This window comes from Haladaptatus caseinilyticus, from assembly GCF_026248685.1.
Lineage (GTDB): Archaea > Halobacteriota > Halobacteria > Halobacteriales > Haladaptataceae > Haladaptatus > Haladaptatus caseinilyticus.
Genome location: NZ_CP111037.1, coordinates 150,008 through 168,347, shown reverse-complemented (window position 1 = coordinate 168,347; position 18,340 = coordinate 150,008). Strand labels below are relative to the sequence as shown.

Annotated in this window: 14 protein-coding genes; 10 read left to right on the top strand and 4 right to left on the bottom strand. The window is 55.8% G+C overall.

The genetic code is table 11. The annotated features are described in order from the left end of the window. Position 1: 1 nt before the first annotated feature. Positions 2 to 1,063, top strand: a complete 1,062-nt coding sequence (locus OOF89_RS15100) for a DUF4350 domain-containing protein (RefSeq protein ID WP_266080500.1) — start codon at positions 2 to 4, stop codon at positions 1,061 to 1,063. A 64-nt stretch (positions 1,064 to 1,127) separates the two neighbouring features. Continuing rightward, the gene (locus tag OOF89_RS15095; RefSeq protein WP_266080498.1) at positions 1,128 to 2,153 is read left to right on the top strand and encodes an AAA family ATPase; all 1,026 of its coding nucleotides are present in this window, start codon (positions 1,128 to 1,130) and stop codon (positions 2,151 to 2,153) included. Between the two features lie 92 nt (positions 2,154 to 2,245). Here the strand turns inward: OOF89_RS15095 and OOF89_RS15090 are convergent, their stop codons facing one another. From OOF89_RS15090 to OOF89_RS15080, 3 genes are read right to left on the bottom strand one after another with little or no spacing between them, the layout of a single operon-like run. After that, the gene (locus OOF89_RS15090) at positions 2,246 to 3,130 is read right to left on the bottom strand and encodes a hypothetical protein (protein ID WP_266080495.1); all 885 of its coding nucleotides are present in this window, start codon (positions 3,128 to 3,130) and stop codon (positions 2,246 to 2,248) included. Continuing rightward, the gene (locus OOF89_RS15085; protein WP_266080493.1) at positions 3,127 to 3,591 is read right to left on the bottom strand and encodes a hypothetical protein; all 465 of its coding nucleotides are present in this window, start codon (positions 3,589 to 3,591) and stop codon (positions 3,127 to 3,129) included. Before OOF89_RS15085 ends, OOF89_RS15090 begins: the two co-directional genes overlap by 4 nt. Continuing rightward, positions 3,588 to 5,054 carry a DUF58 domain-containing protein gene (locus OOF89_RS15080; protein ID WP_266080491.1) on the bottom strand — a complete coding sequence of 489 codons (1,467 nt, stop codon included), beginning with the start codon at positions 5,052 to 5,054 and terminating at the stop codon, positions 3,588 to 3,590. Before OOF89_RS15080 ends, OOF89_RS15085 begins: the two co-directional genes overlap by 4 nt. Positions 5,055 to 5,222: 168 nt before the next feature. Here OOF89_RS15080 and OOF89_RS15075 point away from each other — a divergent pair, with 168 nt between their 5' ends. The 7 genes from OOF89_RS15075 (at position 5,223) to OOF89_RS15045 (ending at position 15,215) form a co-directional block, all read left to right on the top strand. Continuing rightward, entirely contained in the window at positions 5,223 to 7,364 is a 2,142-nt protein-coding gene (locus OOF89_RS15075; protein ID WP_266080489.1) for a COG1361 family protein, read from the top strand. 509 nt (positions 7,365 to 7,873) lie between these two features. Then, positions 7,874 to 9,181 (top strand): glycosyltransferase family 2 protein, encoded by a 1,308-nt coding sequence (locus OOF89_RS15070; protein WP_266080487.1) that lies wholly within the window; start codon positions 7,874 to 7,876, stop codon positions 9,179 to 9,181. A gap of 99 nt (positions 9,182 to 9,280) precedes the next feature. Continuing rightward, positions 9,281 to 10,330 carry a DUF354 domain-containing protein gene (locus OOF89_RS15065; protein WP_266080485.1) on the top strand — a complete coding sequence of 350 codons (1,050 nt, stop codon included), beginning with the start codon at positions 9,281 to 9,283 and terminating at the stop codon, positions 10,328 to 10,330. Continuing rightward, positions 10,323 to 11,486, top strand: a complete 1,164-nt coding sequence (locus OOF89_RS15060; RefSeq protein ID WP_266080483.1) for an antibiotic ABC transporter permease — start codon at positions 10,323 to 10,325, stop codon at positions 11,484 to 11,486. Before OOF89_RS15065 ends, OOF89_RS15060 begins: the two co-directional genes overlap by 8 nt. Positions 11,487 to 11,549: 63 nt before the next feature. Next, entirely contained in the window at positions 11,550 to 12,521 is a 972-nt protein-coding gene (locus OOF89_RS15055) for a hypothetical protein (RefSeq protein ID WP_266080481.1), read from the top strand. 77 nt (positions 12,522 to 12,598) lie between these two features. Beyond that, positions 12,599 to 13,852, top strand: coding sequence for a sulfatase-like hydrolase/transferase (locus tag OOF89_RS15050; protein WP_266080479.1), 1,254 nt, complete (start codon positions 12,599 to 12,601; stop codon positions 13,850 to 13,852). A gap of 253 nt (positions 13,853 to 14,105) precedes the next feature. Further along, the gene (locus OOF89_RS15045; RefSeq protein ID WP_266080477.1) at positions 14,106 to 15,215 is read left to right on the top strand and encodes a glycosyltransferase family 4 protein; all 1,110 of its coding nucleotides are present in this window, start codon (positions 14,106 to 14,108) and stop codon (positions 15,213 to 15,215) included. 151 nt (positions 15,216 to 15,366) lie between these two features. Here the strand turns inward: OOF89_RS15045 and OOF89_RS15040 are convergent, their stop codons facing one another. Beyond that, a complete protein-coding gene (locus tag OOF89_RS15040) occupies positions 15,367 to 16,572 on the bottom strand; it encodes a glycosyltransferase family 4 protein (RefSeq protein WP_266080475.1) in 1,206 nt (401 codons plus the stop codon). Between the two features lie 229 nt (positions 16,573 to 16,801). Between OOF89_RS15040 and OOF89_RS15035 the strand changes: the two genes are divergently transcribed. Continuing rightward, entirely contained in the window at positions 16,802 to 18,331 is a 1,530-nt protein-coding gene (locus OOF89_RS15035; protein WP_266080473.1) for a hypothetical protein, read from the top strand. The last annotated feature ends 9 nt before the right edge of the window (positions 18,332 to 18,340 follow it).

Genomic DNA, 18,340 nt, shown 5'->3' with positions numbered 1-18,340 from the left:
CGTGTCGTGGCGCGATCGACTGTCGCTTCCAACCGTCGTCGTCGGCGGGTTCGCAACGGTCGTCCTTGTCACCGTTCTCATCGTCGCAAGCACGTCCAATGCGTCGTTCAGCGCGTACAACGGGGAGTGGAACGGTGCGTCCCAGTTACAGTCACAGGCCGAAGAAACGGATGCGACGAGCGTCGTCGTTCGGGATACGACTGCGTACACCAACGGTCCCGCGAACGAGACAGTTGCGGTCGTCCTGTCGCCGACGAAGCAATACGGCGTGCGCGAACGAACGCAACTCCGCCGATTCGTTCAGCGAGGCGGAACGCTCGTCGTCGCTGACGACTTCGGGCCGAACACCAACCCCCTACTCCACGATTTGGGTGCTCGGTCGCGGCTCGACGGCCGCCTGCTCCGTGACGAGCGGTACAACGACCGATCCCCGGAGATGCCGATCGCGCGGAACGTATCGGGCCATCCTGTAGTTGCGAACGTCTCCTCGCTCGCGCTCAATCGAGGAACTGCAGTTCGGCCGAACAACGCGACCGTCCTCGTAAACAGTTCGGCACACGCGTATCTCGATACGAATTCGAACGGGAAATTGGACACGAGTGAGTCGGTCGGAAATCACCCCGTCGCAACAGTCGAATCGATTGGACACGGGCGAATTATCGTCGTTAGCGACTCTAGCCTGTTTATCAACTCGATGCAAGACCGTAGGGATAATGGGGTGTTCGTTCGGGAAATTTTCGACCGCGAGAAACGCGTGCTCCTCGATTATTCCCATTCAGGGTCGCTACCGCCCGTTTCAGCCGCAATCTTACTGCTTCGTGACTCTCGCCCACTCCAATTTGGACTCATCCTTCTCTCTATCGGGATGATTTTCGGATGGACGAAACGACCATCCATCGGTGTCGGACGATACGTTTCCAGTCTGCGCTCGACGTCGAAAACTCCGACCGATGTCGAGTTGACGACGGACGAAATCGCTACCCATCTCGAAACCCATCATCCGGAGTGGAACGACGAAAAGATAGAACGGGTGGTACGCGCATATCAAGACCAGCAGCGTTGAGACAACGATTTCTGTCGCCGTACAATCCCTATCGCTTATTCTAATTGGTATAGTATCAGCTTTGATGACAACTCCTCAAGAAATTCACACAGCAATCAGGGAGGAGGTCGCGACCGTTCTCATTGGAAACAAATCAATTATCGAATATTTGACCATCTCTCTACTGACTCGCGGACACATTCTTCTGGAAGGGGTACCTGGCGTCGCAAAGACGACCATCGCGAACGGGTTCGCACGGGCAACCGGACTCGACGCAAAACGCGTGCAGATGACGCCCGACTTGCTTCCCGCGGATATCACCGGAACGCAGGTATACAAAGAAGCGGACGGGACGTTCGAACTCCAGCAGGGGCCGATCTTCACGAACATTCTCATCGCCGACGAGATCAACCGCGCGACGCCGAAAACACAGAGTGCGTTGCTCGAAGCAATGCAGGAAGGAACCGTCACGATAGAGGGAGAAACAATGTCGTTGCCGGCACCGTTCATCGTCGTCGCAACGCAGAACCCGATAGAGATGGAAGGCACGTACGAACTACCGGAGGCGCAGCGGGACCGGTTCCAGTTGAAGGCGACCGTCGATCTACCGAACGAGGAAAACGAGCTCAGACTCCTGGAGCGATTTGACAACCAGCCGACACTTAGTCCCGAGAACATCGAACGAGTCGTGGATCCGGACACGATACTTGCGGCCCGTGAAATGGTTTCCCGAACGCACGTGGCGGAGCCGGTGAGACGATACATCCGCACTATCGTCGCGGCCACACGGGAGCATCCCGACCTGAGCTACGGCGGTTCACCGCGTGCGAGCCTCGCCTTCCTGCAGGTCGCCAAGGCACGAGCAACGATTCACGACAGAGAGTTCGTCATTCCGGAGGACGTAAAACGGATGGCGGTTCCGGTTCTCATGCATCGGCTGGTGCCGAATACCGAAACGCAACTGAGCGACCGCACGACGGACGAAATAATCGAAGAAATCATCTCGGACATCTCGCCGCCAAGTAGCGATTCGACGAAATCGATGCCAACGACAGCAAAATCCGAAGACGGTGGAGTTCCGAGGCAGTGGGCGAATACGGACGATAAATAACCGTTCCGTCTCATAATCGGCACCGACCGCACGAAAGAGCCGATTCGAATTTTCGGTGTGTAAGACTAGCGTCAGTCGATATCGATCCCATTCTACCCCCACGAACACCGCACCACATAGTCCGTTCTATCGTCATCTTCTGTCGCCACCTGTTCGACCGAGACGACCCGGTTCAGGGAGCGAGCGAACCCCACCGCGACGAACGAAGCGATCGGGTGATCGAACCGTTCGACCGAACCGAAGGCGCTTCCGACGACACCGAACGTCACGCTCTGTCCGTCGGTATCCACTTCCGAAGTTACGGAATCGGCGAGTTCGAAACTGTCGGTGAGGGCATCGGCGAGTTGGACGGCGAGGTCGTCCGGCGTCTCCGGGATGGCCCCCACCTGTGACCGAAATTCCTGATACAAACCGGACCCAGTGGGCCAAACCGCGATTCCCCGTTGTCGCTCGTCGTCCGGCACGACGAACCCTGCAGTAAGCGTCGAGCAGTCCGGCAGTTCGTAATCCGCGTGCTGCGGGACGAACAGGAGGACGGATTCGAACTCGTCTTCCGATCGGTCCGTCGGTAGATACAGCGTCTCCTCCGACAGCCCCAATTCCGAGCGAATCGTCGCACCGAGCGTCCCGAATGCGGCGTAAGCACGTTCCCCGACGGATGCCGGAACGATCCGTTCCGGCGTGAGAAAGTACGTCAGAACGGCCGCGAACAGTCCGATACCTGCGAGAGTGAACAACGTCGGTCGTGCGTCCGAAAACAGCACGCCTGCGAGCGCCGCGACTATACCACACCCTGCCAATCCGAGTGCGGTACGGCGATACTCAGCTTGTCGTGCTCGGCGATACTCGCGTCGAAGTCGCTCGTTTTCTTCGACGAGTAACGCCATCCGGGCGGTCAGCTCTTCACGGTCATCGACCGGATTGTCCACGGCTACTGATTCTCGTTCGTCGGCCGACGTCCCGACGTCGGTACTCATCCGTCTGCCTCCCCGATCATGGCCTCACGAACGGCCATCTCGTACCGATGAAGACTGTAAAATGCCAATATCAAGGTACCGACGAGCGCGACGGTCGGAAGCCAGAGTGATCCGTTCCACAGATACAGCAACCAAACACCGCTGGTAAAGAGGCCGATACATCCGGCACCGATGGCGACCCGCATTCGGTTCGTTTCGAGCGCAAACGACGGTTCGAGGAGGATGGTCACCAGCCCCACCTCACCCGCTACGATGACCGGTGGTGTTCCGGCAGGGAGAACCAACGCTACGAGCGCGAACTGTCCGAACGTGACTGCGTAGCTCGCGGGTAGCAGGTACCAGAGGGCGAGGAGCACGCCTGCGGCGAGTAGGCCAACAATACCCCCGCCAAACCACAGGGCGACGCCCGCCACTGTGACGCCGATAACACCGAGTGGGGTTCGTGACTCCGGAAGGTTCATCGGTTCACCACCTGCTTCGAATGCGTCGAAAGTATCGCCGTGAGCGGGTCCTGTGGTCCCACTTCGTACACAGTTACGTCATTCGTGCTTGCCAACGACTTTCGAAACTCCTCGAAATCGACGTATCGTTCATATGCCCGCGAGAGGTCGGCGAGTCCCGTCGGTTCGAACAGGATTGATGGGGTAACGAACACCATCACCTGTTCGTACCGTTGTCGTGCGACCGTGATCGCCTCCTGAAGCTCGGCCCGACGGGTATCGTCGGTGAAAAACACCGCGATGACCGTTTTTCGAACGCTCGAGAGATGCGTTCGAACAGCGTCGTAGAGTGGTTTCTCGCCGGACAACGCGATGGATGACGACCGGGTCTCGAAGAACGGACGAAGGCAGGTATCGAACGGCGAGGACGAGTCGAGACGACTCGTCGCTGTTCGAGCGTTCGTGGGTGATAATCGATGTGAGGAACCGCCGAACCCTCCAGATCGAGAGGGTCGGCGGCCGTTAGACCGCTCCGACCTCGAAGACGAGAACGCGTGAAGGTCCGTCCGCAACCGATCGAAATGTTGTTTTGTCGCGTTCGATGTCCGCTGAACTGATATACCCTCGTCATCGAGGCCGTACAATCCACACGGCGTGTTCGTAACCTGTCCGTTCGCGACGAATCCGAGCGCTACCTGTCGTGCGTAGTCGAGTTTCGTCCGTCCCTGTTTTCCTTCCCCCATCGTCGAACGATGGTCCACGACGAGGACGTTCGAGAGGTCGGTTTTCTCCTCGAACTCCCGCACGTAGAGTGAATTCATTCGAGCGGTTGCCTTCCAGTCGATGTGCCGAACTGTGTCGCCGGGGATATACTGTCGGATTTCGGCCGGGTCGAACCCATTTCCGCGGTTCCCCGTTTTCTTCGAGCCGAGCGACGACATAACACGTTCTCCGCGAATACCAACGTGGAGGTTCTCCGGATAGCGCGGGTCCACCGTCACGACGGGCGTCGTCCCCAGCGAAAGGGTGGTTTCGAACACGGACAGTGGGTCACGAACGGTGATGGTTGGCTCGGAAAACCGATACTCACCGGCGACGGGCCATCGAACCGAAAATTCAGTCTCAGCGTCGTCACTGCCCTCCTCGAGCGTGACTGTGCGTTCCGCCGCCGTGCTTCCGCTCGCCGCGATCGGTGGTGATGTGCGAATCGAAAGCGAAAACGGGGCCGAATACGGGAGGCGTACCCGAAGACGGAGTTCGACGTCCGTCTCGACGGTAGTCTCCTCTTGTGACACGTCCTGTGTTACAACGAGGTCGTCGGACAGTCGGGTTACCCTGAGAATGAACGCTAGTTGGTGAGCGACGAGGGACGCACCGATCGACGCCGCACCAACGAGCAAGAATGGTTCATCGAGCACCCACGCTCCGGCAACGAGTACTGCCGTAAGGCTACACGTCGCCCAGAATCGGCGCATCGGCTGCATACCAGTCTGCTCTCGATTCGCTACCAATTGAACCTACTGACCGTTCATCCGAATGAACAATCGTACACACAGCTTTCCGTAATATGTCGAAGCGACAACAATGGAACGGTCAGCGTAACCGGTTCGCTGGCAAAAGGAGTTTTGATGGGGACTACCGATTAGAGGGTCGTGCCACAAGCGCCCCGTCGGTTGCAGAAGTCATTCGTCCTCCTTCTAACGCTGGTCATCGTCATAGCCGGCTGTACTTCGATCGCCTTCGGTGACACACAGTGGGACAAGTCGAACCATTCACCTGCCGCTACGCTCGAACCGCTCGGGGCGTTCGGAGTACAACCGAACCAATCGGCGACCGGAAACGGGACATCGTCCGACCATCACGTCAATCCGTCCGATGTGAATCGGGAGGGAGAGCTCTCGGAACTCAGCCAGTGGTACGTCTCACATCTCTCCTCCCGGCTTGGGTCGAGTACCGTTAAGATAAAGCAAGGAAAGTACGAGGACGCACGTTCACTGGTAGGTTCGAAATACGACAGCAAGCTCTCACAGTACGTCGATGTGGTAGGTCAGACAAAAACGAAGCGCGACGACAGGATTGCGAGGGAGTTGAACGAAACACAACGAAGACAGCAGACGTACGCTAACAGCGTTCAGCGCTATCGTCGTCTCTACACGCAGTATCAGCAAGCGAAGCGAAACGGAAACGAACGAAAAGCACGCCGGATAGCCAGAAAACTAAATCGACTCCAATCGACCATCGATACCACCGACGACGAGCTATCCAAAAACTACCGGAACGTATCGAATTCGACCGGAAAGGACTTCTCGAGTCAGATTCAGTCGGTTCACGGAATTACGAAGAACATCACCAATCAGCAGGTGGATATTCGGAGAAACGAGTTCACGAAGACCCAGTTGGTCGCGCGCTCGTCACAGCCGGGGATGTCGTATCGGAACCCGTTGAGGGTGACCGGAGAACTACGTTCTCGTAACGGAACGACGCTCTCCAATAAGACCATTCAACTCCGACTCACGTCGAATCACACTGTCAACACGAAGACGGGACCGGACGGGACGTTTTCCATCACCGGGCGGCCACGCGCGGTGCATCTTGGAAATCAATCGTTCAACCTCCGATACGTTCCATCGAGCGACTCCGTTTACCTCGGAACGAGCACGAACGTCTCCGCGACCGTTCGGCAGACGAACGCGACAGTCGTGCTCGACCGAAGTACCGAGATGACAGCGTTCGGTCAGCGTGTGACGGCAACGGGGACAGTGCGTTCGACGGGAGGGGCCGTTTCGAGTGTTCCCGTGGTGCTGTTCGCCGGTGGGGAGCGTATCGCGCTGACGACGACGGATTCGAACGGGACGTTCGAATTCGACTCGAAGCTACCGCTCAATACGTCGGCTGGCAAACAGCGGCTCCGCGTACAGCTACCGTATCACCGACAGGCCCTGACGCGGGCGAAAGCGACATCACCAATCAGGGTGCGTGAAACGCCGACGTCGCTCTCGCTGTCGGGGAGCGTTACCCAGGGACGCAATGTTAGTGTCCAGGGACGACTGCGGACGAGAGACGGGCGAGTCGTCGACAACCAAACCGTCACGATTGTCGCCGGTGGGAAAGCGATCGGAACGGTACAAACTGGCGCAAACGGAACGTATCGGTCACAGTTGCGGATTCCCGCCAGCGTCGCGAAAAACCAGTCCAACGAATCCGTAATGCTCGTGGCCAGATATCGTGACGGCGGGTCGAATCTGGGTCCAAGCCGTGCACAAACACGCGTTCGATTGGAACTGTCGGAGACGGCCTCACTCCTCGAACAGTGGTGGCTCCTCTTCGTTCTCGGCGCCGCGCTCACCAGTTTGCTCATCGCCGGTGCATATGTATGGCGAAGGAAATACAACTCACAGAATCAAGAAGGGGTCGAAGTGACCGAGTTCGAAGCGACGGAAGAGGAGGATAGGTCTGGAGAGATGCATCCGCCAGCCCTGCATCTAGCGTTTCTGAAGCGTGCGAACGCCGCACTCGCCGACGGTGATTATAGCCGAGCGGCGGAGTTGTCCTACGCAGCGGTTCGCGTACACGTCGAATCGACGACGTCGGTCGAGCCCCGGTTGACGCACTGGGAGTTCTACAGAGAGTGCACGAACGCGGATTTGGAGGATGGAGAGCGAAGGAGCCTCGAGATAGTTACGAAAGCGTTCGAACGGGCATCCTTTACCGGAAACGCCGTCTCGAACACGCTCGCCAGCCGAGCAGTTCGGAGCGCCGCGGAGATAGGGCGAACGACTGACACCTCCGACTGATTTCACAGAGAAAAGCACGGCGGCTCACCGATTCCGGTATGGTTTTTCCGTCCGTACTCCCGTATTAGGCATCCCATTCGTCCCGCGTTCGGAAAGCTAACCAACAATACCGAGGGGACTCCACCCGCAATACGACATGTGTTCATACACGTGTTCACGCCGAGCGGCACGAAGGACATCACAACCGAGTAATAACGGGTCGACACGCTCATATCGTCGGATTTCACGGGCTGCTGAACGCGGTTTCGGACGTGCGACGTCTCGGCACGGATTTCACCGGTACGATAGTATGCACGACCCCCTCGATTCGATATTGAGAGACTACCATTCTCCACGGCGGGGAAATGACCTGTGACGAACGGGCGACTATAAATCGACCATCGAAACGAAAGCCGGGGTTGAAATACTGTTCTATCGACATCTGTTTCTCGAAACGGTTGCCGGTAGCGCGTTCGTCCGAAACTCCGGACGTAACACGTCGAAACAGATGGGGGCACACTCTCTCGATAATGACCGATAGTTCACAGAAAGCGCGATATCATCGGCTTTCCGGATACAAGGATCCGATTGCGGTCGGATTGATCGCCACAGAGAGTAACGATGTCGAAATCGTCCGTTCGACACGCCGAGCGATGCAACTCGGGTACGAAGTTATCATCATTCATCGAGGGATTCCAAAAGCCAGAAGCGTTCGGATAGCGGAACAGTTGGGTGCCAACTGTATCGATTCGACGGGCGCGGTCGCCGATATCGAGTTGTTCCACAAGGAGCTCATCGAGTACGCGGAGGAATGCGCATATTCCGGAATCGTCCTCCAGACGACCCCATCACAACCGATCGACTTGGCAAAAATACGTCGGAGCGGGGGCCCCACTGACGCGAACGGGACGGACTTCGACGACGAGCCTGTATCACACTCTAACGAAATCGTCGTCGGCATACCGGCTTACAACGAGGAAATCGGCATCGGCAGTACGGTTCTCACGGCCCAGCGCCACGCCGATTCCGTGATAGTCGTCGACGACGGGAGTACGGACGATACCGCGATGGTTGCGTCGGAAGCAGGTGCTACCGTCATCGAGCACGAATCCAATGAAGGAAAGGGGAGTGCGATACAAACGCTGTTCGAGTACTCCCGGACGGTCGAGTTCGACGTGCTGGTCCTCCTCGACGCGGACGGACAACATGCGTCGAAGGATATTCATGCCGTCGCGGAGACCGTTCTCGAAGGTGACGCCGACCTCGCCATCGGAAGCCGGTATCTCTCCCCATCAACCGACGACGAAACGCCCGCCTATCGTCGATTCGGACAAAAAATACTCGATTATCTCACGTCACACTCGTCGAACGTCGCATTGACTGACACACAGAGCGGGTTTCGTGCCCTGTCCGCCGAAACCATCGAAAAAATCCGTCTTCGAACGAACGGTATCGGCGTCGAATCGGAGATGGTAGACCAGGTGGTTCGACGGGAGCTATCGATACGTGAGGTGCCAATCGATGTCCGATATGAGGGTATCGATGGGCAGACGTACAATCCCATTCACCATGGGTTGGTCGTAACGATGTTCCTCCTACAGTTGGTACAGGATAGACATCCGTTGGTGTTCTTCGGCGTTCCGGGGATATTGTTTATTCTCGCGGGCACGCTGTACGGTATCGATGCGATTCTTATCTACCAAACCACGGGGACATTTTACCCGAGTAAGGTTCTAGTGGCGGGATTCGTGACGATATTCGGCGTGCTGGGCGTGTTCTGTGGGTTAGTACTGAATCGCATCACAAATCTGATTCGAGAATTGGAGGTCAGCGGATAATATGACCGCTAACGGCGAACATCCCTTCAATCCGACCCACTGGAAAGCGATGGCAGACGAGACCGAACGCAACACGATCGATTTCGATCACGAATACAGATGACAGTTACATACACCCAAACAGCGTGGATCGACTTAGTAAGCCCCTCCCATCCGTTTTTCTTCCGCGGACTGTCTGACTCGTTACCCGGCATCCGAACGGAAGTCACCGTCCGAGAGAAGACCGAAACGGTCGATTTGGCCGCGGAAACCGGATTCGACTACACGGTCCTCGGACGCGATTTCGACAACACGTTGCTCCGGAAAGTCGGCATCCCGGTACGGACGATGCAGCTAGCCGCGCGTGCTCCGTCCGCAAGCGTATCGTTATCGTCCAGAAACGCGATGTGCGTGCTCGCATCCAAGGTTCGAGATATTCCCTCGGTCCATTTCACTGACAACGATATCACGGCTCACGTGGATGGACTTCCGTTCGAGGAACTGTACAACCGACTTGAAGCACAAGCGACGCACAACATCGTCCCTGCCGCGTTCGAAACCGAGGAACTGACGAAATGGCGTTTCGATTCGTCACGCGTTCACACCTACGATGGATACAAAGAGGATATCTACGTCGCCGATTTCGAACCCGACGATTCGTTTCCCAAACGATTACCCTTCGACGAATACATCGTCATCCGACCTGAAGCTCTCGATGCGGCGTATGTGAGCAAAGCGCAGTCACTCGTTCCGGAGCTGCTACGTGGAGCGGCGGAGCGAGACATAAACGTCGTGTATTTGCCGCGGGGGCGAGGCGACAAACATTTCACAGCAACGTACAACAGCGAGCAGGTATACGTCCCCCGAACGGCGCTGAACGGCCTTCAGCTTGCGTGGCACTCCAATGGTGTTCTCACCGGTTCCGGGACGATGGCGAGGGAAGCTGCCTGTATGAACAAGCCAGCAGTGTCGTTCTTTCCTGAAACGCCGCTGTCCGTTGATCAACGGTTACAGCGTAAGGGAAGGATGCTGACATCACGTCATCCGGGCGAGATTTTCGACTACCTATCGGGTGAGTGGAGGAAAGCAGGGGATCTCGGCCAGTCGCGTCGGGTTCGGGACGAAGTCAGTAGCATCGTCGCACGAATTTGTGAGTCCATCCATGAGTGAACTACAGTACGAAGATATCTACGGACTGTTGAAACGAACGCTCCATTATTCGAGGGAGCACGACTACGTGGGATACGACTACTTCGACGGTATGAGTAGTCGGGTTCTCACGTCGATTCCGGTCGATAACAAATGGCTCAACATACTCGTACAGGAAGGGATCAAGCGAGCGCCGATAAACGTCCGTCCATTACTGTTGGTGGAGAAACGCCGAAATTTCAAGGGAACTGCCCTATTCGCCATGGCGAACCGCCGAATGTTCCATCTCTCGACGGACGAGTCGTACAGGGACGACGCGGTCAGACTCGCACGATGGTTGACGAACAACACCAGCGACGGGTACGCCGGATTTTGCGGCGGACATCGACACGCGATGCAGATGCTTCGGGAACGAAGGCCCCCGAATACCCCGAACATCGTTCCGACATCGTACGCGACGAAGGCGTTACTCGCTGTGTCGGAGTTCGACCCGACGTTCGCGCATACCGCGGCCGAGGCGACCGAATTTCTGTACGAGGAGTTAGAATACAGGGAAATAGAGGACGCCGCGAAAATAAAGTACCAACCGTTGGAGAACGGTCAGTACTACACCCTCAACGGTGGTGCACTGGGGGCAAGACTACTTATCGACCTGTACTCGAAGTTCGGTACGGACGAGTTGCGGAGACGCTCGACGAAGATCCTCGATTACGTGGCCGAACGACAGACCGACCTCGGTGGGTGGTACTACCGCGATCCACCATCGTCGTCCCATCTGTCGATGGACAACCATCACAACGGTTTCATTATCGAATCGTTCCTTCGACACCGAAACGTGACGGAGTCCGATAGGTACGCGGAGCAACTATCGACGGCGTTGGAGTTCTACCGAAACGAACTGTTTGAAGCGGACGGCGCGCCGAACTGGGACGAGAACGAGGCATACCCGAAAGATATCCACGCCGCGACGCAGGGAATCATCGTCTTCAGTATGGTCGGGGACTTCGCGTTCGCCCGTTCGATTATCGAGTGGGTGGTCGACAACCTGTACGCGGGGTCGGGTCAGTTCTACTATCAAAAAAGAAAACATTATACGAAGCGGTTTACGCTGATGCGATGGTGTCAGGCGTGGATGGCCTACGCACTTTCTACGTATCTAACGGAACGGTTAGCATAACGAAATGAGATGCACAAATCATACGTCAGAAATATGAAATTGGCTCCCGACTCGAGAATAGGTATGGATGTCATCGAAAAGCTTCGACAGACGGTGGACCATTGCGATGACGCTCGGTGGTGGAGGCGTATTGCGCTTCCGTTTCTATACGAAAAGGCGGTTTTGAAGCCGTACTATCGGTACGTTCACGGCCACACCGGATCGCGCGTAATGTTCGAAGACTGGGACAACTTGCTCATCCTGGACGCCTGTCGATTCGACGTGTTCCATGAATCACTCACAGAATCCACGCTGTCCGGCACGTTGACCCGAAAACGGTCGCTCGGGTCGAACACGCCAGAATTCTTGCGGCGAAACTTCGACGGGCGTACCTTTCGGGATACCGTTTACGTAACCGCGAATCCGCAAGTCAACGTTCACACCGATGATACGTTCCACGCCGTTGTCAACGTCTGGGAATCGGATTGGGACGAGAGTCACAACACGGTTCATCCGCGCGAGATGGTTCGAAAAACACTCGAAACACGAGCAACGTATCCGAACAAGCGGATCATCGCACATTTTATCCAACCCCATTACCCGTTTATTGGGGAGTTCGGACAGGAAGCCATTGAACAACAAGCAGGAATCGAACTGTCGAGGCGAATGGCAACCGGCGAAATGGCCGAGAGCGACCACTGGAACGTTTGGGACATGCTAAAACAGGGATACCTACGGGAAGACGTCGTTCGAACGGCGTACCGGGAGAACCTCGAGATCACCCTTCCGCACGTCGAAACGCTACAGTCCAGTTTGAACGGAAAAACCGTCGTAACGTCCGACCACGGTAATCTGTTCGGCGAGCGGATCGGACCGTTAGGAGTTCCGGTTTACGGCCATCCCGAGGGAATCTACGCGACCGATCTCGTCACCGTTCCGTGGCTCGAATTGGACTATTCACAGCGCAGGGACGTCACGTCCGGAACGTCGTCGGAACGACGCTCGGAATCGAACGATCGAGTGATGGAACGCCTCGAACAACTAGGGTATCGGTAATCGACCGTGTGCAGTGTCAGCCGGGACGTTAAAAGAAGCCAACAAGTTGAAAGCGTTAGGGGTGTTCATTAGCGAAGATGTCCCGCGATATAGTTCTGATAACTATCGACTGTTGGAGGCACGATGCACCCAGTGAGATGGACGAATTCGCGTCACTCACCGAAAACTACCTCCACAGGGAATCGATCTGTCCGGCACCCGCGACGCGGGGCGTCTTTCCAGCCATCCTGAGCGGCCAGTACTATCCGACCGTCTACTCCGGGTTCGATAGTATCCGGGATGGGACGACCCCGCTCGTTGAACTTCTCTCCGACGAAGGCTACGCTACCGGCGGGTTCGTCGCTTCGAACCCATTTTTGAGCGCATGGCGCCCGTATTTCGATACGTTCTGGAACGACGGACTCGGTACCGGATCCACGCGCGAAACGACGAGACTGAGCGACGTGTACGATACCATCGACAACGTGACCGACTATTTACGGTTTCGCGGGCGAGTAACGACGAAGGAAATGTCAAAGCGGGCGAGCGAGTGGTACTCCGAAACGGCAGGACGGAAGTTTCTCTGGCTTCATCTGATGGACGTTCACGTTCCGTTTCTCCCCGGGTTCAGACGGTCGTTCGAGAATGGGCTCGTAAAAACGTTGTATTCACATTATAAATATTCGAAGAACCACAGCGACATCGATACGGAGACAGTCGCAACGCTGGAACGACTGTACTGGGATTGTGTCGAGTTCGTAGACGAGCAGATAGGAAACATCTTCGAGTTGATTGAACCGGACGATATCGTGGTGATAGTCGGTGACCACGGGGAGGAGTTCGAACACGGAAAGTACGGCCACGCACGGCTTTACGACGAGTGTGTTCGCGTCCCCCTGTTCGTGAGTCCCGGAGCCGCGGATTGGTTTTCCGGGTCGAAATACGTCAGGCAACTCGATATACCCGCGACGATAGCGTCGAATTTGGACATCGAGATACCGACGAACTGGGAGGGATCCCCACACGGTCCCGACGCGAGGCCGAGTTTTCTGTTGAATCACTCGCCGATGTTGAATCGGGTGTACACCGGCGTCAGAACTGAAGAACGAAAACTGATCAGGACGTTCGATGCGGAGACGAAGCGTCGTCTCCGAACCGAAGCGTACGATTTGGCGGGCGATCCTGACGAAACGACGGACGTCTCGGAGAGTGCCGAGTGGGTCGGGCAATTAGAAGCAGAGCTGGACGAATTTGTCTCGAGAGACGAGATCGGGGAAAACATACTGGAAGACGGAACTCAACTCCACGATTCTACCGTCGAAAAGCGCTTACGGACATTGGGATACAAATAGTGTAAACTGGTGGCTGGGCGCTTGGGTCAGGTCGACGACGAATGGGTTATCGGCAAATGGCACCAGATGACAGTCCTTCCGACCGACGGATTCGATGCCCGTAAGAGATTCAACAGTGGCTATAGTACATCCCTGTAGAATTGTTGTTAGAGCAACATTATGGCTGTTCAGTCGAGGAGTCAGTAGCGGGACGGCAATCGAATGGTCGGAGGACGTGTATTGACGTTTCTCCGGGAGAGCGAACGATCGAACGGTGACAGACACTGATCCGCAACAGAAGGCTGCTGCTACACCTCGAACCGTCTTACACATCGGTCCGTCCGGGCATCCGACCGGAGGCGTCTCGCGATATCTGGGACAGCTGTCGAGACTTCCCACGGATCGGACGAGACACCACATACACGGGAAAGGGATTCCGAAGCGGAACGATTTCACTGACTACCTCGTTGCCATCCTTTCCATCCCGTATCAATACGTGAGCTGTCTTGCGAAGAGCGAGCCTGATATCCTTCACGTCCATACGTCACAGTCGCGGGGGTTTCTGCTATCGGCGGCTTACGTTCTGGGCTTCTCACGCTATTGGGACGTCCCGGTCGTTCTTCACGCGCACGGGTCGCAGTTCGCTCGTTTCGTCGAACGTTCGGATGGAATGATGAAGCGCCTGCAGGACGAAGTCTTCGACACTGTCGCGTACACGATCGCCGTTTCGGAGGACACCGCTGACGCCATCAGCGAATCGTTTCCCGACCAAAACGTCGTCGTCCTACGCCACTGCGTGGAGATAGACGATTACGAACCAGTAGCCGAACGCAACGGGGAAGTCAGATTTTTGTTCTTGTCGAATCTAATAAAGCGGAAAGGTGTCGCAGAGCTAGCCGCTGCTGTCGAGACGTTGTCGGACTACTTCGAATCGGGTCGGGCGACACTTACGATCGCCGGGAAGGGTCCCTTATCCGATGTCGTCCACACGCTTTCGGAGTCATACGACGCCGTCGAGTATCGCGGGTTCGTAACCGAAGACGAAAAGCGATCGCTGATAAACGAAAAGGACGTTTTTGTCCTCCCAACACGTTCTGAGGCGGGCGTTCCGATCGCGATCGTGGAGGGGATGGCGGGTGCAAATGCGATCATTACCACGACCGTTTCGGGTATTCCCGAATTGCTAGACGAGAACAATGGTATCCTCATACCCCCTAAGGATTCGCAATCGCTCGCCGATGCCATGGCGGCGATGATAGAGGGGACGTGGGTCGAAGAGATGGGCGAAGAAAACCACAGGCTTGTGAAACGGAGATACACGACAAAAATTCTGGCCGAGCGTTTGGACGGCATCTATCTGAAGATAGAGCGAACGGCGGACTGAATGCTCCGTCTCCGTATCGGGATACGGATCTGTCGGTCGTTTGCACTACGTCCGTTGGAGGAATTTCCCCCTCGATTGAAACGTCTCGTCGCTCACGGAACCGTAGGTGAAAAGCGGATTTCTTCGAACGGGGAGAACAGGAGCCCCGGATTCATCCATCGACGGCGACGAGATCGGTGTAGATTTCGTTGTAATCAGCGATCTTATTCCTCCAGTGATAAGTTCGTGCGTGGTCGAGTATCTTCGCGGTATTCCACTCCTTGTGCGATGCCGTTTCGATAGCGTCAACCAGCCGGTCCGAATCGTTTGGTGGAATACGCAGTCCGATCTCCTCGTTCGGGATCAGGCTTTCGGGGACGTTCGTCGTCGCGATCACCGGGGTACCACAGGAAAGTGCTTCGGCGTATATCAGTCCGAAATCCTCGTGATAGCTGGGGACGACGAGTACGTCAGCCTCGTTGTAGTAATCGACCAGTTTCGGCACGAAGCCCTTCAGTTCCACCACGTCCTCGATTCTGTTCGTCTCGATCCGCCGCTCCACTTCGGGCTTCTCCTCACCGTCACCGACCACGATGCACCGAACGTTTTCCGGCGAAAACCCGTCCGAAAGTGCATCCAACAGGGTGAATATCCCTTTTCGCTCCTCCAATCGGCTGACATAGAGAAGCGTCGTTTGGTCGGTCGTGTCCAAGGGTTTGCCGGTCGGATGATACTTTTCCCCGTCGACCCCATTGATTCCCACGTAGTACTCCTTCTTATCCAGATCGGAGAAGAGATGGTTCGCTTCGTCTAGTACTTGGCTGCTGTTGAGAAGCAGATTGTCCGACAGCGCATAGCTGTCCCGTATCAACGTTTCGTGATCGGCTTTCGACTTTTCGTCGCCGAACATCATTCCGTGGAACCCGTGGACGGAGGTGAGTATCGGTACTTCCCCGTCGAGCGTTACGTTCCGCTCGTGATGAACGATAGGGCACTTGAATCCGAGATGGTGGTTGTGTATCAGGTCGGGATCGATACGTTCGAAGACGCTTCGGCAATGGAGGTGATAGACGAGATATTTAATCCGGTCGACGGGCGGAAACTGTCCGAAGTATTCGCGATTAACCGAAAGCAGATCTCCGGCGGAACGATACGTGTCGGTGTTCGTAACGGTTCGCTTCCAATCCACGCCGTAGATCCGTACACCGTCCTTCGTCGTCGGGTTACAAGTCGAATCGTACAAGTTGTGTGCTAATACGTTCACTTCGTACCCGTTGGCGACGAGGTTCGTCGAAAGATCCCAGAGATGGTTTGCCACCCCGCCCGTGTTTTTCCCCCCGACGCGTTTCGGCACCGGTCCTACCTGGAGGACGTTCATCAGTATCGTTCGAACGACTGAAATAGTAAATATCCTTTCGGCCGACCGTTTCTACGTAGACGATGGTTCCACCGTCCGCGCTAGAATAACGGCGTCCCTGTTCGATAACCACCCAGCCGACGAGAATATCCTTCGTGAAGATACATCACAACCGTTCCGTCGCTGGATTTTCTCCCGGGTTTGTGTAAACGAGACAGAGTTTTATCGGGGTGTCCAAAGTACGGTCGGTATGGAAGACAGTCGGCGGTTGAAGGTCGCTATTATCTGTGTCTCCCTCGCCATTTCATTTCCTCTCTTCGCACATATCATCTCCATCGACTCGTTCGCACCGCAGCACGTTGCGCGCGTTCAGCAGGTTCTGGAGACGGGCCACATCTCCGAGCCGTACATCTATCTCTCCGGATTCTACTCACTCGGGTCGATACTGGCGCTCATGTGGGGGACGACGAGCACACCGCTTCTGTTTGCTCCAGTAACTATCTTCCCCTACATCGCCCTGTATTATGCACTTCTCAAACGGATTTCGGGCAGTCATCTGATCGCGGGGTTGTTGGTACTGATACAATTTCTCGCCTCACTCAACGGAACGAGCAAGACATTTTATTGGCCACACGGAATTGGTGCCCTGCTTCAGTTCACGATCGTACTATTACTATTTATTGAGGTGGACAAACCGACGAAACGGTTCTACCCGATCGGTCTGCTGGCGGGGACCACGCTGGTTTTCGTTTCGTACGACCGCACGGCCATCGTCCTACTCACACTCGTCACACTCATGCTGACTCGTCGATTGATATACGATCCGATCAAACAAGTAGCGACGAACCGGCAGGTCGAGAACATCGTTCCGATACTACTGGTCGTCGAGTTTGGCTTTCTCAATTTCATCTACCTTCGATTCATTCCCGTGTTTCTAGGAGCGGGACCGTCGATTTCGAGCTTCGATAAGTTGCTAATGGAGTGGTTCACGAACGACGAAACTTCGACACAGCTCGCGAAGTCGCTTTACTTTACACAGCCGGTCGAATCGACGTACATCGCGGTCGCAAAATACGTCGTCATCGCCCTTTCTCTGTTGTTCTTCGTCTCGATGTTTTATTACCACGTCCTCCGAGACAGGCCACGCGAAGACAGCATCCTCATCCACTCATTTCTCGTCGGAATTGGTGGCTTCATATTCATTCGATTCGTCATGGGCCATCCTGCCGTCGCGTGGCTCCATCCACCGGCAGTGCTCTGCATCGCGTATTTCTGGCGTCTCGGTGACCGCGCACTGCCGAAAATCAACCTGCGACAATGGAGCGCAGTCGCAATAGCGGTGTTGCTCATCGCACAGCCGGCGTTCTTCGTCGTCAACGAGCAGAACCGGACGATAAACCGTACCGATGGGTATCAGGACTTCGACGCCACGTCTCAATGGGCAATGCAGTACACGAACGTCTCCGAGATAAAATCGAGCGTCCTCACGAAGTACCTCCTCCAACTGTTCATGGAGACGAACACGCCAGAACCAGCGTCCGACGGAGCGGCGATACAGAAGATATCGATAGAAAACGTCGGACAACTTCGAAACGGGTCGAAACCGACGTCAGGATACTACGCGATCAACTACGAATGGAAATGGTTAGCGCTCAAAAATTGGGTCAACCTCGAATCGTGGGACCAGTCGAGAGCACGGATTCGGAGCAACGTCCACGTGCATAAGGTATACAATGCGGAGCAAACGACGATATATTACAGCAGTAACGAAACGGCCTGACGGAAACCG